This is a genomic window from Mesorhizobium sp. M0037, assembly GCF_040323635.1.
Lineage (GTDB): Bacteria > Pseudomonadota > Alphaproteobacteria > Rhizobiales > Rhizobiaceae > Mesorhizobium.
In genome coordinates, this window is sequence record NZ_JAMYVB010000029.1 from 24,109 (window position 1) to 50,027 (window position 25,919).

The 25,919-nt window shown below is 63.4% G+C and carries 19 protein-coding genes; 15 read left to right on the plus strand and 4 right to left on the minus strand.

The features are described 5' to 3' along the window. Positions 1 to 99: 99 nt before the first annotated feature. From NKJ78_RS29040 to NKJ78_RS29080, 9 genes are all read left to right on the plus strand, one after another. A complete protein-coding gene (locus tag NKJ78_RS29040) occupies positions 100 to 1,164 on the plus strand; it encodes a polyamine ABC transporter substrate-binding protein (RefSeq protein WP_352459780.1) in 1,065 nt (354 codons plus the stop codon). A gap of 235 nt (positions 1,165 to 1,399) precedes the next feature. Next, positions 1,400 to 2,242, plus strand: a complete 843-nt coding sequence (locus NKJ78_RS29045; protein WP_352459794.1) for an ABC transporter permease — start codon at positions 1,400 to 1,402, stop codon at positions 2,240 to 2,242. Between the two features lie 186 nt (positions 2,243 to 2,428). Beyond that, complete coding sequence (locus NKJ78_RS29050) at positions 2,429 to 3,220, plus strand: ABC transporter permease (RefSeq protein ID WP_352459779.1); 792 nt, start codon at positions 2,429 to 2,431, stop codon at positions 3,218 to 3,220. Continuing rightward, positions 3,217 to 4,290 (plus strand): ABC transporter ATP-binding protein, encoded by a 1,074-nt coding sequence (locus tag NKJ78_RS29055; RefSeq protein WP_352459778.1) that lies wholly within the window; start codon positions 3,217 to 3,219, stop codon positions 4,288 to 4,290. Before NKJ78_RS29050 ends, NKJ78_RS29055 begins: the two co-directional genes overlap by 4 nt. 9 nt (positions 4,291 to 4,299) lie before the next feature. Beyond that, positions 4,300 to 5,574, plus strand: coding sequence for a glycosyltransferase (locus NKJ78_RS29060; RefSeq protein ID WP_352459777.1), 1,275 nt, complete (start codon positions 4,300 to 4,302; stop codon positions 5,572 to 5,574). Then, entirely contained in the window at positions 5,571 to 5,921 is a 351-nt protein-coding gene (locus NKJ78_RS29065) for a cupin domain-containing protein (RefSeq protein WP_352459776.1), read from the plus strand. The genes NKJ78_RS29060 and NKJ78_RS29065 overlap by 4 nt, the downstream gene beginning before the upstream one ends. Positions 5,922 to 5,942: 21 nt before the next feature. Next, positions 5,943 to 6,284: a cupin domain-containing protein gene (locus NKJ78_RS29070; protein WP_352459775.1), complete on the plus strand. Its 342-nt coding sequence runs from the start codon at positions 5,943 to 5,945 to the stop codon at positions 6,282 to 6,284. Positions 6,285 to 6,307: 23 nt separating this feature from the next. Further along, positions 6,308 to 6,652 (plus strand): cupin domain-containing protein, encoded by a 345-nt coding sequence (locus tag NKJ78_RS29075; protein WP_027059488.1) that lies wholly within the window; start codon positions 6,308 to 6,310, stop codon positions 6,650 to 6,652. A gap of 20 nt (positions 6,653 to 6,672) precedes the next feature. Further along, positions 6,673 to 8,181, plus strand: coding sequence for an aldehyde dehydrogenase family protein (locus tag NKJ78_RS29080; protein WP_352562764.1), 1,509 nt, complete (start codon positions 6,673 to 6,675; stop codon positions 8,179 to 8,181). A 55-nt stretch (positions 8,182 to 8,236) separates the two neighbouring features. On the opposite strand, the gene NKJ78_RS29085 is transcribed toward NKJ78_RS29080, so the two are convergent. Continuing rightward, entirely contained in the window at positions 8,237 to 8,776 is a 540-nt protein-coding gene (locus NKJ78_RS29085) for an invasion associated locus B family protein (protein ID WP_502901636.1), read from the minus strand. A gap of 270 nt (positions 8,777 to 9,046) precedes the next feature. On the opposite strand from NKJ78_RS29085, the gene NKJ78_RS29090 reads away from it, so the two are divergent. The 5 genes from NKJ78_RS29090 to NKJ78_RS29110 all read left to right on the plus strand — a co-directional run bounded on the left by NKJ78_RS29090 (position 9,047) and on the right by NKJ78_RS29110 (position 23,601). Continuing rightward, positions 9,047 to 21,367, plus strand: a complete 12,321-nt coding sequence (locus NKJ78_RS29090) for an inverse autotransporter beta domain-containing protein (RefSeq protein WP_352459772.1) — start codon at positions 9,047 to 9,049, stop codon at positions 21,365 to 21,367. A 118-nt stretch (positions 21,368 to 21,485) separates the two neighbouring features. Next, positions 21,486 to 21,992 carry a phage tail protein gene (locus NKJ78_RS29095; protein WP_023672955.1) on the plus strand — a complete coding sequence of 169 codons (507 nt, stop codon included), beginning with the start codon at positions 21,486 to 21,488 and terminating at the stop codon, positions 21,990 to 21,992. A 12-nt stretch (positions 21,993 to 22,004) separates the two neighbouring features. Further along, on the plus strand, positions 22,005 to 22,526 hold the full coding sequence (locus tag NKJ78_RS29100) for a phage tail protein (protein ID WP_023672956.1): 522 nt from the start codon (positions 22,005 to 22,007) through the stop codon (positions 22,524 to 22,526). A 9-nt stretch (positions 22,527 to 22,535) separates the two neighbouring features. Continuing rightward, positions 22,536 to 23,063 carry a phage tail protein gene (locus NKJ78_RS29105; RefSeq protein WP_023672957.1) on the plus strand — a complete coding sequence of 176 codons (528 nt, stop codon included), beginning with the start codon at positions 22,536 to 22,538 and terminating at the stop codon, positions 23,061 to 23,063. Between the two features lie 10 nt (positions 23,064 to 23,073). Next, complete coding sequence (locus NKJ78_RS29110) at positions 23,074 to 23,601, plus strand: GNAT family N-acetyltransferase (protein ID WP_352459771.1); 528 nt, start codon at positions 23,074 to 23,076, stop codon at positions 23,599 to 23,601. 15 nt (positions 23,602 to 23,616) lie between these two features. Here the strand turns inward: NKJ78_RS29110 and NKJ78_RS29115 are convergent, their stop codons facing one another. Both NKJ78_RS29115 and NKJ78_RS29120 read right to left on the minus strand, forming a co-directional pair. Beyond that, positions 23,617 to 24,195 carry a 2OG-Fe(II) oxygenase gene (locus tag NKJ78_RS29115; RefSeq protein WP_352459770.1) on the minus strand — a complete coding sequence of 193 codons (579 nt, stop codon included), beginning with the start codon at positions 24,193 to 24,195 and terminating at the stop codon, positions 23,617 to 23,619. A gap of 72 nt (positions 24,196 to 24,267) precedes the next feature. Continuing rightward, on the minus strand, positions 24,268 to 24,537 hold the full coding sequence (locus NKJ78_RS29120) for a DUF6916 family protein (RefSeq protein WP_023672960.1): 270 nt from the start codon (positions 24,535 to 24,537) through the stop codon (positions 24,268 to 24,270). Positions 24,538 to 24,774: 237 nt separating this feature from the next. Here NKJ78_RS29120 and NKJ78_RS29125 point away from each other — a divergent pair, with 237 nt between their 5' ends. Further along, positions 24,775 to 25,569, plus strand: a complete 795-nt coding sequence (locus NKJ78_RS29125; protein ID WP_352459769.1) for a SapC family protein — start codon at positions 24,775 to 24,777, stop codon at positions 25,567 to 25,569. Between the two features lie 72 nt (positions 25,570 to 25,641). Here NKJ78_RS29125 and NKJ78_RS29130 read toward each other — a convergent pair. Next, the coding region (locus tag NKJ78_RS29130; protein ID WP_352562766.1) for a hypothetical protein at positions 25,642 to 25,919 on the minus strand (278 nt) is incomplete at its 5' end.

Here is a 25,919-nt window from a genome sequence, read left to right on the forward strand (position 1 = left end):
GCGAGAAAAGACCGAGGGAACAGGATCGAGGCAGGCGCGCGCGTCGCCGGCCCTGGTCCGGCAAATGATTTCGACGATCAAACCGAATGGGAGACTGCCATGACCGCTACCAGCCTGCGGCGCCGTGCGCTCAATACATCCTCAATCGCTCTCGGTCTCGCCCTGACGCTCTCGGTGCCGGCCGCCGCAGCCGACCTCGTTATTTCGAACTGGGATGGGTACATGGCACCCGACGCCATGGCCGCTTTCAAGACCGCCACCGGCGTTGCCGGCGAAGTGGTGGTGCACGCCACCAATGAAGAGATCATGGGCAAGCTGATTGCCGCCGGCGGCAAGGGCTATGACGTGGTCTTCGTCTCCTCGCCCTTCGCCGAAGTATTAAACAAGCTTGGCCTGACCGAGCCGATCGATCATGCCAATATCCCCAACCTCGCCAACCTCTATCCCGAAGCGACCAAGCTGCCGCACGATGTCGGCAACGCTTTCTCCGTGCCTTACACCTGGGGCACGACGGGCCTCTGCTACCGCTCTGACCTGGTCAAGACGGCGCCCACGAGCTGGAGCGACCTGCTCGCCCCTTCCGACGAGATGAAGGGCAAGACCACCATGCTGGCGACCGACCGCTGGCTGCTGGCCGCCGGGCAGCTGGACAAGGGCTATTCGGTCAACGAGACCGATCCGGCCAAGATGGCCGAGGTCAAGGACCTGCTGATCTCGGCCAAGAAGACCCTGCTCGCCTATGACGACACCACCTTCTATTCCAAGCTGGTGTCCGGCGAGGCCCTGATGGTGCAGGCATGGGACGGCTGGTGCAATTACGGCATCGCCGACAAGCCCGAGATCAAATACGTCATCCCAAAAGAGGGCTCGGATCTCTGGGTCGACACGATGGTGGTGATGAAGGCGTCCGAGCACAAGGACGACGCCTTCAAGTTCATCAACTTCATGCTCGACGCCAAGAACCACGCCTGGGCGGCGCAGAACATCGACTACAAGGTGCCGAACAAGCCGGCGATGGAAAGCCTGCCGGCCGACTTCCTGGCCAAATTCCCCAACATGGCGATGCCGGTGGCCGATCTCGTCAAGTTCGAGCAGTTGCGTGACGTCGGCGAAGCCCAGCGCGACTATTCCAAGATCGTCAGCGAGATCAAGGCCGCGCAGTAAGCGGCCTGCCACTTCGATTGCTGGAAGCAAGCTTGCGTTCCTTCACGCCCCCCTCTGGCCTGCCGGTCATCTCCCCCTCAAGGGGGGAGATCGGCTGTGGCGTCGCTTTCGCCGATCTTCGACGTTTGAAAGCAAGCGAGAGGTTGGAACTGCTAATCTCCCCCCTTGAGGGGGAGATGCCCGGCAGGGCAGAGGGGGGTGCGGCGTGACGCGGACCTCCCGTTCCTTTCTGCTGATGGCCCCGGCGCTGGTCTGGCTGACCGCGCTGATGGTGGTGCCATGCGCGCTGGTGCTGGCGCTCGCCTTCTTCCGGCGCGGCGTCTATGGCGGCATCGACTACACCTTCACGCTGGGGAATTTCGGGCTGGTCTTCGACCCACTCTATGCCGGCATCTTCCTCAACTCAGCACGTATCGCCGGTACCGCGACGCTCATCGCAGTCGTGATCGGCTATGCCGCGGCCTATGCAATTGCCGCCGCACCACGCCGGTGGCAGCCGGTGTTCCTGTTTTTCGCCGTGCTGCCGTTCTGGTCCAACTACCTGATCCGCACCTATGCCTGGATCGTGCTGCTGAACCGCGAAGGGCTGATCACCCAGCTCTTGCGCTGGTTCGGCTACACCGGCGAACCGCCCTCGATGCTCTATACCGAAGGCTCGGTCATCGCAGGCCTCGTCTACAACTATCTGCCCTTCGTCATCCTCGCCTGCTACGCGCCGCTGTCGCGCCTCAACCCGGAACTGGCCGAAGCATCGCGCGATCTCGGCGCTTCGGCCGCCACCACCTTCCGACGTGTCATCCTGCCGCTGACCGTGCCCGGCATCGCTGCGGGCGCCGTCTTCGTCTTCGTGCTGTCGATTGGCAATTTCGTCACCCCGGCGCTGCTTGGCGGCGGCCGCTTCCAGATGATCGGCAACCTCGTCTACGACCAGTTCCTGACCGCCAATGACTGGCCGTTTGGCGCGGCATTGGCGATGGCGCTGATCGCCATCATGCTTCTGGTGCTGATGGCGCAGGCGCTCGCCGCCGACCGCGCCGCGGGGCGTGCGGCTGAGGCAAAGGGTGACGCCGATGGCTGAGCGCTGCGCAATTCTTGCCTTCTCCCCGTTCACCGGGAGAAGGTGCCCCGAAGGGGCGGATGAGGGGCGGCGTCAACCTTTGCGACGCTCAGCGCTGCCCCTCATCTGCCTGCCGGTATCTTCTCCCCGTGAACGGGGAGAAGGACTCTGGTCGTTCGCTTGCCTTCCAATTGTCGGAGGCCGGCGATGACCCATTCCTTCACCCGTACGCTCGGCATGCGGACGATTCTCACCCTCGTCTTCGCCTTCCTCTACATCCCGATCGCCGTGCTGGTGGCGCTGTCCTTCAACGAAGGCGGATTGCCGACGGCATGGTCGGGCTTCTCGCTGAAATGGTACATTTCGCTAGCTTCGAACAGCGCCATCCTGTCTGCAGCGCTCAACACGCTGATCGTGGCGCTGGTCTCGACCGCAATCGCCACATTGCTCGGCACGCTGCTGGCGATCGGCGTCGAGATGCGCCGGCAATATGGCAGAGGCCTCGAAGCCCTGATCTTCGCGCCGATGATCATCCCCGACATCGTGCTGGCGATTGCGCTTCTCTCGTTCTTTTCGATGCTCAACCTCACCATGGGCCTGCACACCATCATCCTCGCCCATGTCGTCTTCAACCTCGCTTTCGTCTGCTCGGTGGTGCGCGCAAGGCTGAAGAGTTTCGACTGGTCGATCGTCGAGGCCTCCGCCGACCTCGGCGCCTCGGCTCTGACCACCTTCCGGCGTGTGACATTGCCGGTCATCGCGCCGGCAGTGATTGCCGGCGCTCTGCTTGCCTTCACGCTCTCGGTCGACGAGTTCATCATCGCCTTCTTCACCGCCGGTGCCGGCCGCGCCTCGACGACGCTGCCGATGCAGATCTATGCCATGATCCGCTTCGGCATCACGCCGGAGATCAACGCGCTGGCGACCATCGTCATGGCGGTATCGATCACCGCGCTGACCCTGTCGCAGCGGATCAACCGTGGGATCATCGGCCAATGAGCGAACCGCGCACGCTGCTGGCCATTGATAACGTTTCGAAGAAGTTCGGCCGGGTCACCGCCGTCGACGGCATCTCGCTCGACATCCGCGAAAACGAGTTCTTCGCGCTGCTTGGACCCTCCGGCTGCGGCAAGACCACGCTGCTGCGCATGCTGGCCGGCTTCGAGACGCCAACCGACGGCCGCATACTGCTCGATGGCAAGGACATCGCCCGGACCCCGCCCAACAAGCGGCCGGTCAATCTGATGTTCCAGTCCTACGCGCTGTTCCCGCATATGAGCGTGCGCGCCAATGTCTCCTACGGGCTGGAGATGGAGCGCTTGCCGAAAGCTGAAATCCGTTCCCGCGTCGACGCCATTCTGGCCACCACCGAGCTTGTCCCCTTCGCCGACCGTAAGCCTGAGCAATTGTCGGGTGGCCAGAAGCAGCGCGTCGCGCTCGCCCGCGCGCTGGTCAAACGGCCTCGGTTGCTGCTGCTCGACGAACCGCTCGGGGCGCTCGACAAGAAACTGCGCGGCGCCATGCAGTTGGAGCTGAAGCGCCTGCAGCACGAAGTCGGCATCACCTTCGTCATCGTCACCCACGACCAGGAAGAGTCACTCGTCATGGCCGACCGCATGGCGGTGCTCAAGGACGGCCAGTTGCTGCAATGCGACGCGCCGCATGCGATCTACGAGCATCCCGCCGACCGTTTCGTCGCCGACTTCATCGGCGTGATGAATTTCGTACCGGGCAAGGTGTCTGCGGATGGCGTGATCGCCGCGAACGGCGCGCGCATTGCCGGCAAGGTTCCCGCCGCGCTTTCACCCGGCGCTTCCGCCGTGGCCTCGGTGCGACCCGAACGCATCCGGCTGTTCCCGTCACCCGAGACCGCCAACCGCACCGCCGGCATGGTCGAGGCGCTGGCCTATCACGGGCTGGACCTGCAGTTGCATATCCGCACGCCTCTGTCGCCAAAACCATTTCTGGTGCGCGTCACCGCCGATGCCGCCGACCGCCGGCCGGTCTCGTCGGGCGATCAGGTCGAACTCGGCTGGGACGCCGCCGATGTCAGAATTTTTCAGGAATAGGAGAGCTTGATGGCGCAGAAGACGATCGCGTTTTTTCCCGAAGCGGCCTACGGCCCGGCGCTCAATTCGGTCGGCATCGCGCAAGCCGTCGAGGCGCGCGGCCATAAGGCAGTGTTCCTGTCCGACCCCGGCTTTGTCGATGTCTACAAGGGTTACGGCTTCGAAGCGCATCCGGTGAACCTGTCGGAGCCGATGCCGCCCGAGCAGATGGCGAAATTCTGGGAAGACTTCATCAACGGCCACATCCCGAACTTCCGCAAATCGCCCTACGATCAGGTCGACAATTACGTGAAGGATTGCTGGACCGCGATTGTCGACAGCGCCAAATGGGCGCAGAAGGATTTGCCGCGAGTCCTGGCCGCCATCAAGCCTGATGTCATTTGCGTCGACAATGTCATCCTGTTTCCGGCCATCAAACAGTTCGGCAAGCCTTGGGTGCGCGTCATCTCCTGCTCGGAAAACGAGATCGAGGATGAGGACATCCCGCCGCATCTCTCGGGCTGCGGCGAGAACGACGATGTCGGCCACCAGCGCTACCGCGATCATTTCAACGCGGTGATCAAGCCGATCCACGACGACTTCAACGCCTTCCTCACCGCAAACAATGAAGCGCCCTACCCGGTCGGCCAGTTCTTCGAGGCCTCGCCCTATCTCAATCTGCTGCTCTATCCCGAAGCGGCAAAGTTCAAGCGCCGCCATCCGCTCGACCCGGCAAAGTTCCAGTATCTGGAAGGCTGCGTGCGGCAGGAAAAGCCCTATACCGTGCCGACCTTCGCCGAGAACAATGACGGGCCGCTGCTCTATGTCTCCTTCGGCAGCCTCGGCGCCGGCGATGTCGATTTGTTGAAGCGCATCATCACAACACTGGGCAAGACCCGTTACCGCGCGCTGGTCAATGTCGGCGGCTACAAGGAACTGTACACGGATGTGCCGGACAACGTCATCGTCGAGAGCTGGTTCCCGCAGCCTTCAGTCATCCCGCAGGTCGATGCCGTAATCCACCATGGCGGCAACAACTCGTTCACCGAGTGCCTCTATTTCGGCAAGCCGGCCATCATCATGCCCTATGTCTGGGACGGTCACGACAACGCCACCCGCGTCCAGGAAACCGGCCACGGCTTCGGCATGCCGCGCTACGACTGGAGCGACGCCCAGCTGGTCAGCAGGATCGAGGCTTGCCTGACCGACCCGAAGATGAAGGGCAAGCTGGCGAAGACCTCGTCGCAGATGCGGGCACAGAACGGGCCGGAAAAGGCCGCAGGGTTGCTGGAGAAGTTGCTGTGACCTCCTCCGCCCCGCACCTTTACCAAGCCTCCACCCGCACCGACTTCGTCGACTGGGGCGCCCAGTCCGACGCGCTGGACGGCGCGTCGCACTCGACCGGCAGGCTTGTCCACAAAGGACCCAACAACCAGCCGGAATCCGGCATCTGGGTGTGCACGCCCGGCCGCTGGCGGCTCTCGATTCCGCGCGACGAATTGTGCCATTTCGTCACCGGCCGCGCGACGTACCGGTCGGATGTCGGTGAGGTGATAGAAGTCGCAGCCGGGACCGTGGTCATGTTCCCTGCCGGCTGGACAGGCGAATGCACCGTGCATGAGACCATGCGCAACGTCTACATGCTGGCTTGAACAGCAACGGAGCTTCGCAATATGCCGACACCGCCCTGGCCAAAGGCCTCGACCGTGAAACTGGAGGGCTGGGGCGCCGGCAGCAACACGCTTGCCGGTGCACCGCGTGCCTCGGGCAGGATCCTGTCACAGAACCTGGACGGATCGAGCGAATGCGGCCTGTGGTCGTGCACGCCGGGTAGCCGCAAGGTCACCTTTGCCGCCGACGAGTTCTGCCATTTCCTGTCGGGCCGCGGGACCTATGTCCGCGAGAATGGCGAAGAGATCCCGGTCGAGGCCGGCATGCTGGTGTTCTTCCCCGCCGGCTGGGCCGGCACCTCCACCATCACGCAAACACTGACCAAGGCCTTCATGTGCCGCTGAGCACTTTTTTAAAGGAAATCGCCATGACCACGCCCATCATGCAATCCCCGCTTGCCATCACCGACCTCGTCGACTGGGGCGTCATCCCGACCATGATCGAGGGCGAGTCCCACACCTCGGGCAAGCTGCTCTACAAGGGGCCGGAGGGCCGTTCGGAATGCGGCCTGTGGGTCTGCACTCCCGGCAAATGGCACTGCCATGTCACCCGCGACGAGTTCTGCCACTTCCTCGAGGGCCGCTGCACCTATGTGCACGAATCGGGCGAGGTCATCGAGATCGAGCCGGACACGGCGGCGTTCTTCCCGCAGGACTGGAAAGGCGTCTGCACCGTCCATGAGACCATCAAGAAGGTCTACATGATCCGCTGAGCGGACCTGAAAGGACGACCATGCAATTCTCCGCTGACCGGCCGGCTTTCTTCGTCAATCCGGACTACCGGCCGATGACCGGCACGGCAAAACCGGTGATCGATCCGGCGACGCTGGAGACCGTCGGCTCGATCTCCGCCGCAACGGACGGTGAGATCGATGCGGTGCTGTGTGCCGCAACCACGGCACAAGCCGCCTGGAAGAAGCTCGATGCCAAGAGCAGGGCCAAACACCTGCACGCCGTCGCCAACGCTATCGAGGCGGCAGACTTCACCCGCTGCGCAGAGCTGATGGTGCGCGAGATGGGCAAGCCTTATCCCGAAGCGATCGGCGAGATCGCCAATTGCGCACCGATCTTCCGCTACTACGCCGAGATGGCGCGCGACGATGCCGGCAAGATCGCCGGCACGACCCAGGCCGGTTCGTTCCAGTATGCGCGCTACGAGCCGTATGGCGTCTCCGTCCACATCATGCCCTACAACTTCCCGATCCTGCTGATGTGCTGGACCGTTGCGGCCTCGCTTGCCGCCGGCAATGGCTGCATCATGAAGCCGGCCGAAGCCACGACGCTGCCGACACTCGATTACATGACCGTGTTCCGCTCGCTGCCCGAAGGGCTGGTCTCCTGCCTGCCCGGCACGGCCGCCACCGCGCAGGCGCTGATCGCCTCCGAGCGCACCCACGCTGTCGCCTTCACCGGCTCGTTCGCCGCCGGCAAAGCCGTGGCAGTCGCCTGCGCCGAGCGCATGAAGCCTTGCGTCATCGAAGCCGGCGGCAGCGATCCGCTGATCATCAGCGAGCACGCGCCGCTCGACGTGGCGGCAGCCGGCAGCGTCACCGCCGCCTTCCACCTGACCGGCCAGGTCTGCACCTCGGCCGAGCGCTTCTTTGTCGTCGACTCGGTTCACGATCGCTTCGTCGAGCTGTTCGCCGAGAAGACGCGGGCGCTGCGCATCGGCAATGGCATGGACAAGACCGAGATCGGCCCGCTGGTCAGCGAAGCCGCCCGGGCGAAAGTGATGCGGCTGGTCGATGATGCTATCAGCAACGGCGCTATAGCCGTTGCCGGCGGGCGCATTCCGCCGGCGCACAACACTGGCTGGTTCTACGAGCCAACGATCCTGACCGGGGTTACACCCAATATGGCGATCGTGCGCGAAGAGTGTTTCGGGCCGGTCGCAGCGATCTGCCGCGTAAAGGATTTCGACGAAGCGATCCGGCTTGCAAATGACAGCCCGTTCGGGCTCGGCGCCTCGGTCTTCACCACCGACCTCGCCGAGGCGCATGAGGCGGCCGAGCGGCTCGAGGCCGGCATGGTCTGGGTCAACAACCCGCTGATCGACAATGACGCCCTGCCCTTCGGCGGCTGGAAGGCATCAGGCCTTGGCCGCGAGTTGGGACGCCAGGGACTCGACGCCTTCCGACGCTCCAAGATGGTCATCATCGACCACAGACCGGCGATCCAGGACTGGTGGTACCCCTACCCCGACAGCTGGTTCCGCGAGACAGGTGGCCGCAAGCACGTGTGAGCCCGGCCAGTCCATAACGTAAGCTGACGTTTACGCATCTGCCGAGATAGGCCGGCTATTTCAACGCTTGAAGCTTGTCGATCGCGGCAGTGAATCCGGCAAGCGAGACCGGAATGGTCACCGGCTTGCGCGTCACCGACTCCATGCCGATGTTCAGGTTGGTTCCCGATTTCATCGCCTTGACGAGGTCCGCCGACAAAGGGGTCGCGGCATAGGCGCCGTTCTGGTCGCTGGTCTGGATGACAATGGTCGTCTTCTGCCCCTGGTCGATCTGGTACGAGGCGCCGGAAGGCAGGAACAGCCCGTGTGGCAAGGCCAGCAGCATCGCGAGGTTGCCATTGCCATTGTCGCGGCGAACCGTGACGGTAAGAACGCGCTGCCCGGTCTTGGCCTCGGTGAGGTTTTGCGAAACCTGGCATTGAAGCTCGGTTCCGGTTGATCCGCTAGAGCAGTTTAGCGCCCACGGATTGCCTTCTGCAGGCTTTGTCTCGGCAGATTTGGTTGACTTCGGCTCTTCGGCAAGCGCCGACCGTGCCGACACGACCAGCCATAGCGCGCCGACCCAGGCGGCCCGCCCACAAACGGTTCTCAGCAATGAAGCCACCCGATCCTCGTCGTGTCAGGGTTTCGCCGAGCGCGTTGATACAACAGCCGAGCCTGGCGGGGAAGCCAATACGGTACATGAGCGCCGGCTAAATTACTGTTGCTGGATTACCACAATAAACAACTTTGAAATCTTGTATGTGTAAAGCAAACAATCATGCTCGCTATACACTGGGATTCGGATAGTATTATCGACGGAACGTGTACTCGTTGAGGTTCGCAAGGGATGGAGACGACCGAGAAAACTCGGCAGATCAATGACATGGCGACGCACGGAAGAAGGTTCCGGGCGAATACCAAGTATCGCCGGTCAGGTTTTTCCAGGCATCTCTGGAAGACGACCGCGCTGTCCACTCTGGCACTTGCCCTTTCCGGCATAGCCGCCCATGCCGGCGACACCGGACTGTGGCAGCCGCAGGTCCGCGCCATCATCGGCGCCAACAACAATGGCGGCAACACGGCGATCGAGGGTTTCCTGCCGCTGAAGCAGAACCTCGAATCCGTTCTCTTTCTCGATGTGCGCTCGAAATACGATTTCGACGACGGCTTCGGCCAGGACGTCGGCCTCGGCGTTCGCCGCATCGTCAATCCGGATCTGATGATCGGCGGCTACGCCTATCTCAACATCCAGAACCAGGACAGTCACCAGTTCGTCGCCTCGACGCTCGGCCTCGAGGCGATCACCTCAAAATACGATGCGCACGTAAACGTCTATCTGCCGATCAGCGGCGACCGCAGCACGGCCGGGCAAGAGTCGAGCCTGTCGCTGGTCGGGCATCAGCTGATCGAGCAGATATCGGCCATCGCCCACCGCGATTACGCGGCCTGGGGCATCGAGGGCGAGGTCGGCGTTCAGGTGCCGCTCAACCTGCCCGAGAACCATTCACTGCGTTTCGATGTCGGCGCCTACCATTTCGGCGATCCCGACGGCGACGACGGCAGCATCACCGGCGCCAAGGCCGGCCTGGAATATTCGATCGGCGACGTCATCGGCAAAGGCACGTCGCTGGCCTTCACCGGCGAGGTGCGCAACGACAACCGCGATGACACCCAGTTCGCCGGCAGCATCCGGCTGACAGTGCCGCTCAACGCTTTCGACAAGGGCTCGTCTTCGGCCGATGACGGCGCCGAGCTGGTCTATCCGGTCAGCCCCGGCCTGCGCAAACGCGTCAACGAGCGCGTACGCGGCGACATCGGCGTTCGCATCGAGAGCCAGGACAAAGTTACCGGCACGTCGACGCGGGTGGCGATCAATGCCGCCACCAACACGGCATTCGGCCAGTTCTTCTTCGCCGATGGTGACAACGACGCGCTCGGCCTCGGCACGATCGGCGACCCGACCACGCTCGACAATGCAGTCGCCGGCGCCGGCGCTAACGGCGTCGTCGTCGCGCTAGGCGGCAAGGGCAACATTACGACAGCCGGCGTGACGCTCGCCAACGGGCAGACCGTTATCGGCGGTGGCGGCGGTGTCCAGGCGCGGCTCGCCGACGGCAGCATCGGCACCTACAATTTCGGCGGCTCCAACGGCACCATCCAGGGCACCAACCCTGCCAACAACGTCCTGACGCTCGCCAATGGCAACACGCTGAGCGGTATCACCATCACCGGCGGCAAGGACGGCATCTTCGGCAACAACATTACCGGCGCCACGTTGACCAACGTCACGGTCACCGGCGCCGGCGGCCACGGCGCCGACTTCACCGGTACATCGACCGGCGTCAATGGCTCGAACTTCACCGCGACCGGCAACGGCCTCGACGGACTGCACATCGAAGGCGACGGCACCTATAACTTCACCGGCACGACTCTGCTGCAGGGCAATGGCGACGACGGCCTGGATATAACCGGCCACGGCACCTACACTTTCGCCACCCTCAACGCGCTCGACAACAACGATGCCGGCATTACCGTGAAGGGCACCGGGGTCGCCGGCTCGATCACCATCACCGGCGGCCAGGTGTCGGGCAACAAGGCGCTCGGCGACGACGGCGTCGGTGTCTTCATCGATCCGATCACCGCCCATATCGTGCTGGATTCGATCACCCAGACCGGCGGCACATCGGGCGTCGTGCTCGAGAATCTTTCGGGCAGCCTCACCGTCAACGGCGCGACGACGATCTCGAACACGACCGGGCCGGCCATCGCGATCACGGATTCGCCGGCCGCGATCCGCTTCGGCGACATCAACATCACCAATCCCGGCACCGACGGCATGGTGTTTGCGGGCGCCAACACATCGATAATTGCCGGCAACATCGTCATTGCTGGCCTCGGCTCCGGCGTCGGCCTCGATTTCTCCGGCAGCCAGACCAATTTCAGGGCGCAGTCGCTCAACATCACTGGCACAGGCGCCGCCGGCTCGATCGGCATCGATCTGTCTTCGCCGAGCGCGGGCGGGGCGACGATCGTCATCACCGATGGCGGCGCGATCGCCAATGTCGATACCGGCGTGCGCTTCGGCATTTCCGGCTCGCTGGCCAATTCGGCCAATGCCCAATTCAGTTTCGGCGGCGGCTCGATTGCCGGCATCACCGCCTCGCTCGACGCGCGGGGGCTCAACCAGACGCTCGGGCTCTATGCTTTCGGCTCGACGACCTTCAGCGGTCCGCAGCTGTTCGACCAGCAGAATGTGATTTTCGTCGGCGGCGTCGGATCATTGGGTGACGGCTCTTCCACGTCTAGTCTGCTTGCGATTAACCAGGCTGACCTTATCACCAACGGCACCGCGATCTTCGTGCTGGTCAATGACGGGACGCCCATCGACGCCTCTGGCGGCTTCTCGCTGAGTGCCGGACAGACAATGGCTTCGTTCGGCAATGGGCGTACTTTCTCGCTCGGCGGCATTCCCGTCAACGTCACCGGTGACAACGTCAAGCATGACCAGGTCGTCTCGGATCCAGGCGGCGCAGCCACGCTGACCAATACCGGCACCGGCGACGCCGTGACGCTGGCCAACAACACGTCGCTGCTCGACTTCAACATCGCCGGTGTGGCGAACGGCAATGGCGTGCATGGCAGCGGAGTCAGCAATGTCACGATGTCGGGGCTGAATGTTTCAGGCGCCAGCCTGAACGGCGTGCTGTTCGATGGCGCCATCAACAATGTTTCCGCCGACAATTTGAACTCAAGCGGCAATACCGGCAGCGGCCTGCTCATCGACAATGGTGGCGGAACTTACAGTTTCACCGGCACGACGACACTCTCGAACAATACCGGCCACGGCCTGTTCATCGTCAGCGGCGGAAACTATGGATTCGAGACGCTCGATGCAAAGGACAATGGCGGCTTAGGCATCTTCGTCAACTCGACGGGCGGCGGAAGCCTGACGACGACCGGCGGCACGGTTTCGGGCAACGGCCTCCAGGCCGTCTATGTCGTCACTTTCGGGCTAATCAACCCGATGGCGCTCAATGTCACGCTGGACACGGTGAGCCAGTCCGGCGGACAGAGTGGAATCGGCCTGGGCAACGTCGGCGGCAATTTCTCCGTTACCGGCACCACGACGACCTCCAACACCCTTTTCGACGGCATTTTCATCACAAACAGCGCCGCCACGGTTGATTTCGGCGGCGCGGCCACCATCACCCAGCCATCGCGCGACGGCATCTCGATCAACAACAGTTCCGGCGCCACCACGTTCGGCACGGTGACGATCAACCAGGCCGGCGTGAACGGGATCCTCCTCAATGGCAATTCCGGCGCGGTAACGTTCGGCGACGCCAGCATCGGCCAGCCGACCCAGAGCGGCATCGACGTCCAGGGCGCCAACGGCACGATCAGCTTCGCCAACATCGACATCACCGGCCTGCCCACAGGCAAGACCGGGCTCGACCTGTCGGGCAGCCAGTCGACCTTCACCGCCACGTCGCTCGACATTGCCGGAGCTGGCACTTCCACGGGCATCGACCTTTCCGGCGCCACCGGCGGCTCGGTGACGATCGGCACCGGTGTGATCTCCGCCGGCACCGGCGTCCAGATGGGCACCAACGGCGCGGCAGGCACCAGCGCAAACACGACCTTCTCGTTCGGCGCCGGTGTCGGCACCAGTTCGATCACCGGGACGACCGCCTCGCTCGACATGCGCGGCCTGCTAGCCGGCAACGGCACCTATGCTTTCAACGCCACCCATTTGGTCGGCCCGCAGCTGTTCGACACTGCCAACGTCATCTTCGTCGGCGCAGCAAACACCGGGACCGGCTCCGGCGCGAGCGTTGGCGACCTTATCAACGCCGACGCCGCCGACGGTCTGACGACCGACGCCAACACCATCTTCGTCCTTGTCAACAGCGGCGCTGGAACCATCAACACCGATGCCGACGGCTTCACGCTTGCCGACGGCCAGCAGATCGTCTCCTTCGCCAACGGCAACACCGTCGCTCTCGGCGGGCCGCCGGCCAACGTCACCGGCGCCGAGGTGGTTACTTCGGGCACCCAGGTCGATCCGTTCGGCAATGGCGCCGCCACCCTCAACAACTCGGCCGGCAGCACCATCGATCTCGCCAACGGCAACCGCGTCGCCGACCTCAGCGTCAGCAATGCGGGTTTGGGCTCGGCGATCAACGGATCGAATGTAAACGCGGCCACCATCACCGGGGTGACGATCAGCAGCGCCGTAACCGGCATCGACCTGACCGGCGCAACGGGTGCGATCAACATCACCAACACGACGATGGGCGGCGTCAGCGGCACTGGCCTGCTGGCCAGCAACTTCGGCGGCACCGGCACCTTCAACAATTTGGACATCACCGGCGCCGGTATCGGCGTCAGCGTCACGGGCGGTTCCACGGGCACGCTGACCTTCGACAATGCGAGTTCGATCGCCGGCACGACGGGCACGGCGCTCAGCATTCTTGGAGCAACGCCTAACCTCACCTACAACGGCACCATCAATCAGACGAGTGCCGCGAGCGCGGTCATGATCAGCGGCATGACCGGCGGCTCGGCCACCTTCGACGGCCAAATCACCGCCAGCACCGGCGCGGCCAACGCCATCGACCTGACCGGCAATGCCGGCGGCACGATCAATTTCACCGGCGGGCTCGACCTCACCACCGATGGCGGCCTTGCCTTCAGCGCAATCAATGGCGGCACGCTCACCGTCACCGGCACTAACACGACCGCATCTGGGCTCGGCCCTGTCGAAAACGGCATCCATCTCGGTGGCGCCGGCGGTTTGACCATCGGCGCAGGCGGCGTCATTTTCGACAGCGTCACCGTCGACGGCTCAGGCGGCGCCGTGCAGACCGGCATCCTCATCGAAAACACCAGCGGCGGCAGCGTCACCTTCGGCGCTGTCGACATCAATCGCGTCAATGGCGACGCCATCCGCCTCACCAACGTGGCCAACGCCGTTACCTTCAATGGCACGACGACGATCGACACGGTTGTTGGCGGTGGCCCCGGCTTCGTGGTGCAAGGCAGCGCCGCGACGGTCAATGTCAACAATCTGGTGACGACGCTGGTTTCGGGCGACGACGTCAGCCTGACCAACAACACCGGCACGATCAACATCGGCGGCACCATCACCAATTCCGGCACCGGCAACGGCGTAGTGGTTTTTGGCGGCAGCGCCGCGATCACGGTCTCGGCCAACGTCTCCAGCTCGGCAACAGCACCAGGCACGGCGGTCAAGATCGACGGCACTATCGGCGGCTCGGCCCAGTTCAGCGGCAGCGTCACGTCGACCGGCACCGGAAATCTGTTCGCCATCGGCTCGACATTGCCCCCGGCAGGCGGTGCGTTCAGCTTCACCGGCCCGACCCTGTCGGCGAGCGGTGGCGGCGGCGCGGTGGTCGGTGGCCTGATCGGCACCGCAACGTTGAATGTTACCACCCCGCTATCGATCACCAATGCCTTGGGCACCGGCCTGTCCGTCTCCGGTGTCGCGAGCACCGCATCGGCAACCTTCGGGGCGGTGACCGTGACGGGCGCCGGCGGCATCGGCATCAACATTGTCGGCAATGCCGGCCCGGTGACCTTCGGCACGACCCAGGTCACGCTGGGCACCACGAGCGGCACTGCCGGCATCAACTTCGCCGGCACCAACAACGATGTCAGCTTCGGCACGACCACCATCGACGATGTCGGCGCCAATCAGAACGGCATCGACTTCAGCGGCTCCTCAACGACGGCCGATTTCGGCCTGACGACGATCACCGGCCTGGGCGACCTGACCTCGCGCGGCATCGACCTGTCGTCGACCACCGGCAACAAGGTCATCACCTTCCTGCAGGGTTCCAAGATCGACAATGTCGGCATCGGCGTCGAATTGTCGTCCGGCCAGACCACGGCGACCTCCGCCAATGCCAACTTCACCTTCGGCGACGGCGATTCGACCGACGGGCTGGAATCCTTCATCGTCGCCGCCGCCGGCGGCTTCACCGTCAACACGGTCGGTCTCGATCCGACGCTCGGCAACTACGATTTCGACGACGTGTTCTTCACCGGCAGCGCCAACCTCGCCACCGCGCCCGGTTCGATCACGCTGGTCTCGCAGTCGGGCGGCTTCATCGCCGCCGGCACGACCGGCAATCTCAGCATGGGCGTCAACACCATTTCGCTCGCCGCCGCCGATGCGCTGACCGGCATGCAGAACTTCGCCTTCGTCGGCACGATCAATCTCGGCGCCACCGCCTTCACGCTCGATTCCGGCCAGACGATCACCGGCTTCGGCAACAGCAATGTGGTTTCGACCGGCACGATCCAGCCGGCCAACGTCCAGGGCAATCTCGGCGCCACCGGCGGCAACATCACCGGCGACGAGGCCGTCGTCAGCGGAACGACGAACCTGATGCAGCTGCTCGGCGACAATGCCGTGCGCCACACCGCATTCGACTTCAGCAGCGCGGCCGGTGCTGCCTTCCTGATCGACCAGAGCGCGGTCGGCTTCAGCAATGCCAGCGGCATCACCATCGAAGGCGTGACGATCTCGAATGTCGCGGCGGGCCAGACCGCCATCCAGGTTACCGGCCTCAATGGCAATCTGTCGGTCATCAACAACAACATCAACGTTGCCGGCTCACTGCTCAATGCAATCGGCGGCACCGGCACCATCTCGGTGTCGCGCGGCTTCCTGCCCAATGGCGGGCCGGCCGGAACGCTGACCGGTGGCGGCATCAACATCGCCAACCGCACCGGCGGCGCGGTGACCTTCACCGACCAGGTGGCCATCACCGGCGGCAATGGCGTCTCGATTTCGGGCGGCACCGCCGGCGGCGCCGTCAATTTCAATGGCGGCCTCGACATCACGACGTCCCTCGCCACTGGCCTCAGCCTCTCGGGGCTGAATGTCCTGACCGTCGCGAATGCCGGCTCGACGACGATCAACGCCACGGGCCAGACCGCGCTGTCGCTGCAAGGCACACTCGGCGCCGGCGGCGTCAATTTCGACAGCATCACCTCGAGCGGCGGCACAAGCGGCATCATCCTCAACGGCGTCACCGGGGCGGTGAATGTCTCCGGCGCGACCAGCATCACCGGCACCAGCAGCTTCGGCATAGACGGCACCGGCGCCAACACCGGCACGTTCACCTTCGGCGCGGTGACGGTCAACAACACCGCCACGGCCGGCGGCGGCATCCATGTGGTATCAGGCACGGTCAACGTCACCGGCCTCGCCAACATCGATACGACGAGCGGCGTCGGCCTGTCGCAGAGCGGCGGCACGACAAGCTTCACCGGCGGTGTGACCATCGACACCACGACCGGCACGGCCATCGTGGGCACCGGCGGCACGATGGGCATCACCGCCACCGGCGGTGCCGAGACGGTAAACTCGACCCTCGGCCAGGCGATCAGCCTCTCCGGCGTCGCCGCCAGCATTGCGCTCGACTCGACCTCGTCGGGCGGCGGCACCAACAATGTTGGCCTGGCCAATGTCACCGGAACAGTCAGCCTCGGATCCGGCGCATTGAGCGGCGCTTCGGGCGTCGCATTCCTGGTCACCGGCGGTGCTGCGACCGTCAGCTATGGCGGCACGGTCACCAAGACCACCGCCGGCAAGATCGTCGACATCTCCGGCGTCACCGGCGGCACGGTCACGCTGTCCGGCGCGCTCAGCGCCACCGGCGGTTTCGACAATGGTGTTTATGTCCACGGCAACTCCGGCGGGACCATCACTCTCAGCGGTGGCACAAAGACGCTGACCACTGGCGCCAATACGGCGGTCGACTTGACGACCAACACCGGCGCGACGATCAACTTCGATACGGGTGGCCTGGTGATCACCACCACCTCCGGCACGGGCTTCAACGCCAGCGGCGGTGGCACGGTCAGCGTCGGCGCGCTCCTCAGCGACAACAGCATCACCACGACGGCCGGCGGCACCGCGTTGAACCTCAATGGCGTTACGATTGGCGCTGCGGGCATGAATTTCGACAGTGTCTCGGCCACTGCCGCCGCAACCGGCATCTCGCTGACCAATATCGCCTCGTCCGGCGGCGGCGCCATCATTCTCGGCACGGTCAACCTGCAAGGCATCACCACGCGTGGTGTCGATGTTTCCGGCACGCTTGGCGCGGCGCTGTCCTTCAACGATCTCGACATCGGCCTGAACAGCACCACGGGCGTGGCCTTCGACCTCAACGGTGCCACCATCAATGCGGCGGTGACGGCCAATGACTTCGATGTCACCAATGCCGCCGCCGCCGGCACCTCGATAGGCGTCGACCTGCGCGGCGCCATCGGCGGCCAGACGGTGCGCCTCGGTGATGCCGTGGTCGGCGGCGCCAGTTCGAGCATAGCCGGGGTCAACACCGGCGTGTTCCTCAACAGCGCCACCAACCTCGCTTTCACCTATGGCGACGGCGAATCGGCGACCGACCAGCTTTCGACCATCGGCGCCAATGTAGGCATCGACGCCTCCAGTGCGCCGGTTGCTGGCACCTACAACTTCCAGGACGTGAACTTCCAGTCGACCCCGGGCTTGGGCTTCGGTGTCGGCAAGGTCTATTTCGTCGGCGCTTCCGCGACCGGCGACGGCAGCGGCCGCGACCAGAACAATCTGGCGACGCTGACCACCGCCGAAGCGGCAGCAGTCTCGACGGACATTCTCGTCCTCGTCAACGATGGCGGCGTCATCACCGCGGCAGGCAGCAATGGCAACGATACGCTGGCGCTCGCCATCGGCGAGCAGGTGCGCGGCTTCGGCAACGGCAACATCAACCTGGCGCTGACGGTGCCCTCCACCATCCAGCTCGCCAGCAACAACATCTCGATCATCGACCAGACGCCCAACGGCGCCGCGACGCTGACCACGAGTGCCGGCAACAATGTCATCACGCTCGGCGCCGGCGGCAACATCATCGACGGCTTCATCCTGAATGGCAGCCCGGCGGGTGCCGCGCGCGGCATCAAGGACAATGGCGCTGGCGCTGCGAATACCGTCATCAGCAACATGACTATCAGCAATTTTGCCACGCAGGGTATCGAGATCACGCCGTCAAACAGCACGACGATCAACAACGTTACCTTCTCCGGCAACGCCAGCGATGTGTGGCTGAACGCGTCCAACACCACCATCACCAACGTCACCAGCACCGGCGCCACCGGCATTGCCTTCAGGCTCGACAACACCGTCGGCACGACGACGCTGACCAACGTCAACATCACCACCGCGGCGACCGGAACCGGCATCGCCTTCGGCGGCGCGTCGGGTCCGCAAGGCACGATCAGCGGCACCAATGTCCAAATATCGGGCGGCAGCGGCCTTTCGGTGACCGGCGGCAACGCGGTGATCAGCTTCGACGGCGCCAGCTCCATCATCAGCACGTCGGGCGCGGCGGCGACGATCTCGACCCGCGCTGGCGGCAGCTTCACCTTCGCCGGCTCGGTGATCGCCAACGGCGCTGCGAGCGGCATCAGCATTTCCGGCGCGACGGCGGCCAATACGGTGAGCTTCACCGGTACGGTCGATCTCGGCACCACGACGCCGATGACCGGCACCGCAGTCGCAATCAACAACGGCGCCACGGCCTCGACCGTCAGCTTCGCAAACCTCGATATCGTCACCAACGGCACCACCGGATTCAGCGCCATCAATGGCGGCACGGTCAATGTGACGACCGGCACGGTGAGCTCCACTTCCGCGCAGGCGGTCAACCTCAACGGCATCGCCACCACCACCGGCATCAATTTCACCTCGACCAATTCGACCGGCGGCACCAACAACGTGTCGCTGACCAATGTCGCCGGCGCCGGCACTGTCAGCCTCGGCTCCGGTGCGCTCGGCGGCGCGACCGGCGCCGCCTTCCTGGTCACCGGCGGTTCGGCCAACATCAGCTATGCCGGCTCGGTCACCAAGACCACGGCCGGAAACGTCGTCAGCATCTCCACCCGCACCGCCGGCACCATGACGCTGTCGGGAACTCTCAGCGCCACCGGCGGCGTGGCCAACGGCATCCTCGTCAACGCCAACACCGGCGGCACGATCAACTTCTCCGGAGCCACCAAGACACTGACCACGGGCGCCAGCAACGCCGTCGATTTGACGGCGAATGCCGGCACGGCGATCAACTTCACCGGCGGCGGCCTGGCCATTACCACCACCTCCGGGACCGGCTTCAACGCCACGAGCAACGGCACTGGCACCGTGACCGTTATCGGCTCGGGCAACACGATTTCGACCGGCAGCGGCGTCGCGGTCAACCTTGACAGCGTTGCCATCGCGGCGGGCGGCGTGACCTTCGCTTCCACAAACAAGGGCGCCGGCGGCACCAGCGCGGTCATCCTCGATACCGTCACCGGTCCCGGAGCGATCGATCTCGGCACCGGCGCGCTGGTGGGCGGAACAAGCGCCGTGATCCGTATCGGCGATGGCCTAGGCACCGCCAACAGCGGCGGCACGGCGGCCTTCACCTATGCCGGCGCGATCACCAGCGGCAGCACCGGCCAGGCAGTCAACATCCAGGATCGCGCCCTGACCGCCGGCAACATCACCCTGTCGGGCAACATCACGCATAATGCGGCGGGCCAGATCGGCATCCTGCTGGACGACAATGTCGCCGGCATCATCACCTTCTCCGGCGCGTTGAAGTCGATCACCTCGGCCACGGCGGCTGGCGTCAGCCTGAGCGACAATACCGGTGCGACGATCAACTTCACCAATGGCGGGCTGGTCATCGCCACCACCAGCGGCGCCGGTTTCAATGCCACCGGCGGCGGCACGGTGACGGTGCAGGGCACCGGCAACACCATCGCGTCCGGCACGGGCACGGCGCTTAATGTCGCCAACACGACGATCGGCGCCGGCGACGTGACGTTCAGGAGCATTGCGTCCAATGGTGCAGCCAACGGCATCGTGCTCAACAACACCGGCACCAGCGGCAATCTGGTGGTGACCGGCACCGGCGCGACGGGGGGCAGCGGCGGCACGATCCAGAACTCGACCGGCGATGGCGTCAGCCTGACCGACACTCAGGATGTCAGCTTGAGCAACATGATCATCAGCGACAATGCGGGCAACGGCATAAAGGGCCTGCGCGTCAACGGTGTGGTGCTCAACGGTCTGACCCTGAACAGCAATGCCGATGCCAACACCGAGTCCGGAATCCTGTTCAACGAACTTACCGGCAACGCCTCGCACGTCACCGCGTTCACCAACCTTACTGTCTCGAACTCTTTCACCCACAATGTGCAAGTCATCAATTCCGGCGGCACGTTGACGAACCTTGTGGTGAGCGGCGGTACGTTCTCTAACAACGGCGCCTCAAACAATGCCGGCAGCGACTTCATCTTCGAGGCGGACGGCGCCGGTGTCGCCGGCGCGCCGACGATGACGCTGACCGTCGACGGCGCAACCTTCACCGGCAACAACGCCTATCCCGGACCGGGAGTCATCCCTGGAACCGGTCTGTTCGTCATTGCCAATGACGGCACCGTCAACGCTCACATCGGCGAGACCACGGGAAATCTATTCAACAATCTGAACAACGGCATCAACCTCACCCAGAGCAGCAATTCCGGCGCCGGCACGGGCGGCAATCTGAATTTCACCGTCCGGAACAACACCGTCACCAACAGCGACTCGACGGCCATCAACGTGTTCAGCAGCGGCGACCTCGCACGGACGCTTGACGGCACAATCGCCAACAACGTCATCGGTACGCAAGGCGTAGCAACCTCGGGATCGCGAACCGGCAACGGCATCAGGGTTGGGCATGAAAGCCTCGGCGTCGCCAAGGTGCTGATCGACAACAACATTATCCAGAGCATCGGCGTCAACGGCATAAGCGGTGGCGACAGCGTCTCGATCACGCAGCTCGTGCAGCCGGGCACCGTGCACGCGACGGTCACCAACAACACCATTCGCGACAATGCCGACAGCCGCGGCATCACGGTCACCGCCACATTTGCCGGCGCTATCATCAATGCCGACGTTCATGCCAACACCATCACCAACGTCAACAACGCCAATGCCATCCGCTTCCTCGCGGACGGCCTCGGCGGCGCCGACGGCACGATCAACGTACCGCAGGCGAGCGAGGCCGGTATCGAAACCGTCAATGGCGGGGCAACGGCACTGACGGACACCCGGACGTTCTTCAACCAGCCGCTGCCACTGCTGCCTGCCGCGACACCTTAGTCAGCAACCTTGGATTTCGTCCTAGGAAATATATTTTATGAATTTGATATCGACTTGTTGTCTTACTTAGGCATAATACAAGAATTCAGACAGTAAGCCGCCAACGGAGGGAACGGGGATGAGTGAGCCTTATTTAGGTGAAGTCAAGATCATTTCCTGGAACTATGCACCGCGCGGCTGGGCATTTTGTAACGGCCAGTTGTTGCCGCTTAACCAGAACCAGCCATTGTTCTCACTTCTTGGCACCAGGTACGGCGGCAACGGCCAGACAAATTTTGCCCTTCCGGATATGAGGGGACGTGCGCCGGTTCATACGGGCGGCCCTATTGGTGCAATTGTCGGCGGCCAGGGCGGCGAAGAGTTTCACACGCTCACGCTCGGCGAAATGCCGACACACAACCATTTCGTCAACGCATCGAACACTGCCGGCAACGTCAACAATCCATCCGGCGCGCTGTTGGGGGCGAACGCCAGCCCGATCTATCAGCCGCCTGGCAGCGCGGTGGCTATGGCGAAGGAAAACATCACTTTCGTCGGTGGCGGCCAGCCGCATGAGAACAGATCGCCCTATCTCGTCTTGAATTTCATCATTGCCCTGCAAGGCATATTCCCGTCGCGAAATTAAGAGGACGCTTCGATGAGCCAACCTTTTGTCGGCGAGATCAGGATGTTCGGTGGCAATTTCCCTCCGAATGGCTGGGCGTTCTGCCAAGGCCAGTTGATGCCGATCTCCGAGAACGAAACCTTGTTCAATCTGATCGGTACGACCTATGGCGGCGACGGGGAGGAAACATTCGCCCTGCCCAACCTCGCATCCCGCATCCCCGTCCATGCTGGCAAGGGCCCGCTGGTCAGCCAGACCTATATCATCGGAGAACTGGGCGGGGTCGAATCCGTCACTGTTTCAACCCAACAAATGCCGAACCATTCCCATACCTGGACCGGTTCGTCGAATATCGCCAAGAATCCGGGTCCGTCCGGCGGTGTCCTGGCGACATCGAGCCTGCTGACGCCCTATGTGGGTATCGCACCTGATGGCAACATGGCCGCCGGAGCCATTTCGCCGGCCGGCGGCAGCCAGCCTCACGACAATATGGTGCCGTTCCTCGCCGTCAGTTTCATCATCTCGCTATTTGGCATCTTCCCCCAGCAAAGCTAGAGACTTGCCATGACCAATCCGTTCGTCGCCGAAATTCGAATTTTTGCCGGAGATTTCGCCCCGACGGGGTGGGCGACCTGCGATGGCCAGCTCCTGCCAATCTCGCAGAATACGGCGCTGTTTTCGCTGCTGGGCACAGTTTACGGCGGCGACGGCAAGTCGACCTTCGCGTTGCCGAATATGGCTGGCTCCGCGCCCATGGGGCAAGGACAGGGCAATGGCTTGTCGGAGCGGTTTCTCGGCGAGACGGGTGGCGAAACGTCCATCACCCTTCTGCAAACGGAAATGCCGCAACATAATCATTTTGTCGCGATATCCACCGAGAGTGGCGCCCAGGGAACTCTTACCGATGCGGTTGTTCTGGGGAAGTCGGGGGGCGGAACGCTGTATCAGAACAACACTTCGCAAAATCTGGTCCAGATGGACCCCCAGGCACTGAGCATGACGGGCAGTACGTTGCCTCACAACAACCTGCCTCCCTATCTGGCGATGACGTTCATCATTGCCATGCAAGGCGTTTATCCGGCGCGTCCGTAAGCGCCACTCCATGATCCAGCTTCCGATTGTGGACAACGGGCCTGTTATATTTTGCTGGGTGCGCGCGGCGCGGATTGATCTGACGTTCCGCCCGATGGCGGACGCCGATCTGCCGTTCATGTCGGCGCTCTACGCCTCGACCCGCGCCGAAGAACTTGCCGTCACGCCGTGGAGCGACGCGCAGAAAACGGCGTTCCTCGACATGCAGTTTCAAGCGCAGCACGCGCATTACCAGAAATACTATCCCAACGCCGACTGGCTGGTGATCGAGCAGGCAAGGCAAGATATCGGTCGCCTGTATATCGAGCGCTCGGCGAGCGAGCATTGCATCATAGATATCGCCTTCCTGCCGGCGCATCGCGGCAAGGGGTCTGGCGGTGCGTTGCTCGCCGATCTCATCGATGAGGCCGCCGCCGTCGGCAAGTTGGTCTCGATCCATGTCGAGAAGAACAATCCAGCGCGGCGGCTCTACAAACGCCTCGGCTTCACCGTTGCCGAGGACAAGGGCGTCTACGACCTGATGATCCGTTCGCCGTAAGGGCCGTGCCGGTCGTCACGTGCCGCGATACCAGGAGACGATGGTGAAACGTTCGTTGCGCGTGACCGGGGTGACTTCATGCGTCGTTTCCGAACGAAAGGCGACGAGAGAGCCCGGCAACGCGGGCATGGCAACGCGCAGGCCCGGGCCGCTGTAAGGCCCATGCAGGACCAGCGAGCCGCCTGCATAGCTTTTTGGCGAAGGGTTGTCCGATTGACGGTTGAGAAAGATCACCGCCGAGATCTTTCGGAACCGCGACTCGTCGTGAATGAGCGGCGTGTTGCCATCCTGGTGCGGCACAAAGAAATCGCCTTGCCGATAGTGAAGGAACTGAGGTTTCTCGACCTGGCCGAGCAGCAGCCCGAAATGCCGCTCCAGAGCCGCCTTCTGCTGCGCCAACAGGGCACTCACTCGCTCTTCAGTGGCCTCCGAAACATCGGCGCGCACGGTCTTTCGGATCTCCGGCCATGCCATCTTCTGGTCGGCACGCCCCAGCAGGCCGGCCGGACGGCCCACGGCCGCCCGAATTTCCGCGCACAGTGCGCTACACGCCGCTCCGTCAAATACGTCCGCAATCTCGATATAGTCGATCATATGTCGAGCCGCCGCGCTGCCAAATCGCCCTGATGGCCGGAGCGTCCCCGTGGCCGATCCGGTCGAAAAAAATCAGTTGAATACCGCCTCGTAAAGCCGCCCTGCCTCATCGGCAGCGATCGGCACGATGAAGATCTCATGGGCGCCGCTTTTGCCGTTGAACCGATAGATAGCCTGCGGCAGCGCCGCGTCGCGCGGCCCCCTGAACAGCAGCGTGAAGCCACCGCCGTCGCGCGGGCTGTTGGCAATGGGCTGCACCGCGCTCAGTTCCATCGTGAGCGTCTGACCGCCGGCTTCGACGGAAAAGCTCTGCCCCTGCTCGAAATCCGAAAGCGATGCCATGCGCCTGCCCTGGTTCGTCTGTCTTTCAGACGGCTCTCTTGAGATGTCTATCCCGTCAGCCAATCTCGCCTCTTCATGGCGTGCTGTCTATAGAGCTCGATACCCGAAGTACAAAAGAGCACGATCAAACAAACAGATAGATTTATCTTGGCCACGTAGGGTGAAGCAGCCGTCAACGCGTTGCGCACCGGCAGCCACTGGCCTAAACCGGAATGGTATAAGAGGAGAACACTAGGGATGACTGACGCGAAAACAGACACGGCCCCGGCCGGAAGCACCGCGACCAACGCGCTGCCGCTGTTCTACAAAAAACCCGAGGCGCTCAATCCGCTGCGGCACGGCTCACTCGGCCTTACGGCGCGGGCCGATTTCTCCTTTGCCCGCACCGCGCACGCCATCCCCGTCGTCGCATCGGAAATGCCCGCGGCGATGCGCTCCTATCCGATCGTTTTCATTGGCGACGCCAAGGCGCCTGTCATCATCACCGGTCTGCGCCAGGACCAGAACCTGTTCGTAGGCGCCGACGGCAAATGGGCGGAGCCGCATTACATTCCCGCCTATGTCCGCCGTTACCCCTTCATCCTCGCCGATGAATCGAAAACGACCGGCCGCCTGACGTTGTGCATCGACCGTGCCAGCGAACGCGTCGTCGAGCAGATGCCTTCGTCCAAGGACAGCGACGAGATCGCGCCCTTCTTCGACGGCAACGAGCCGGCCGAGGCCTCGAAGCAGGCGCTCGCCTTCTGCAGCCAGTTCCAGACCGACTTCAATGCGACTCGCGCCATGATCGACAAGATCGACACGCACGGCCTGTTCGCGCCGCGGCAGAGCAAGGTGACGCTGGAGGGCGGCGAGACCCTCAACCTCACCGACTTTCAGGTGATCGACGAGCCGGCCTTCAACAAATTGAGCGACGAGGCGTTTCTCGATCTCAGGAAATCCGGCGCGCTTGCGCTGCTCTATTGCCATCTCGCCTCGAGCAACAGCTGGACCTCGCTGGTCTTCCAGGCGTCATTGCGGCGAGTTGGCTGAGGCGGCCCGCGACGAAAAGCTTCGGCAAGGCGCGGGTTGTTTAAATCAACGGTTCGCGCCTTCGTACGACGATCAATCCGCCGCTCGAATCATGCTGTTGTCGTGCAGATCGCTTGCCATGACGGGCTGGCGAACTCCCAATGCTCGACGTGCAGCTCTCGCCGAAATGCGCCGAGGCGGCATCACCCCCCGGTTCGCGGACCTGTCAATAAAGTCGAGCACGACAGCCTTGCTGCCCTCCTCGATCGTTGAATAGCCGGTCGCGGCCATCGAGCACGGTCCGAACGCAAAAAGCCCGCGTGAAGCGGGCTTTTTTTGTTGGTTGCGGGGACAGGATTTGAACCTGTGAC

Bases quoted from the DNA above. Each gene is read 5' to 3' on its own strand.
- NKJ78_RS29040 (WP_352459780.1), top strand. From the start codon at position 100: ATGACCGCTACCAGCCTGCGGCGCCGTGCGCTCAATACATCCTCAATC.
- NKJ78_RS29045 (WP_352459794.1), top strand. From the start codon at position 1,400: ATGGCCCCGGCGCTGGTCTGGCTGACCGCGCTGATGGTGGTGCCATGC.
- NKJ78_RS29050 (WP_352459779.1), top strand. From the start codon at position 2,429: ATGACCCATTCCTTCACCCGTACGCTCGGCATGCGGACGATTCTCACC.
- NKJ78_RS29055 (WP_352459778.1), top strand. From the start codon at position 3,217: ATGAGCGAACCGCGCACGCTGCTGGCCATTGATAACGTTTCGAAGAAG.
- NKJ78_RS29060 (WP_352459777.1), top strand. From the start codon at position 4,300: ATGGCGCAGAAGACGATCGCGTTTTTTCCCGAAGCGGCCTACGGCCCG.
- NKJ78_RS29070 (WP_352459775.1), top strand. From the start codon at position 5,943: ATGCCGACACCGCCCTGGCCAAAGGCCTCGACCGTGAAACTGGAGGGC.
- NKJ78_RS29075 (WP_027059488.1), top strand. From the start codon at position 6,308: ATGACCACGCCCATCATGCAATCCCCGCTTGCCATCACCGACCTCGTC.
- NKJ78_RS29080 (WP_352562764.1), top strand. From the start codon at position 6,673: ATGCAATTCTCCGCTGACCGGCCGGCTTTCTTCGTCAATCCGGACTAC.
- NKJ78_RS29090 (WP_352459772.1), top strand. From the start codon at position 9,047: ATGGCGACGCACGGAAGAAGGTTCCGGGCGAATACCAAGTATCGCCGG.
- NKJ78_RS29095 (WP_023672955.1), top strand. From the start codon at position 21,486: ATGAGTGAGCCTTATTTAGGTGAAGTCAAGATCATTTCCTGGAACTAT.
- NKJ78_RS29100 (WP_023672956.1), top strand. From the start codon at position 22,005: ATGAGCCAACCTTTTGTCGGCGAGATCAGGATGTTCGGTGGCAATTTC.
- NKJ78_RS29105 (WP_023672957.1), top strand. From the start codon at position 22,536: ATGACCAATCCGTTCGTCGCCGAAATTCGAATTTTTGCCGGAGATTTC.
- NKJ78_RS29110 (WP_352459771.1), top strand. From the start codon at position 23,074: ATGATCCAGCTTCCGATTGTGGACAACGGGCCTGTTATATTTTGCTGG.
- NKJ78_RS29115 (WP_352459770.1), bottom strand. From the start codon at position 24,195: ATGATCGACTATATCGAGATTGCGGACGTATTTGACGGAGCGGCGTGT.
- NKJ78_RS29120 (WP_023672960.1), bottom strand. From the start codon at position 24,537: ATGGCATCGCTTTCGGATTTCGAGCAGGGGCAGAGCTTTTCCGTCGAA.
- NKJ78_RS29125 (WP_352459769.1), top strand. From the start codon at position 24,775: ATGACTGACGCGAAAACAGACACGGCCCCGGCCGGAAGCACCGCGACC.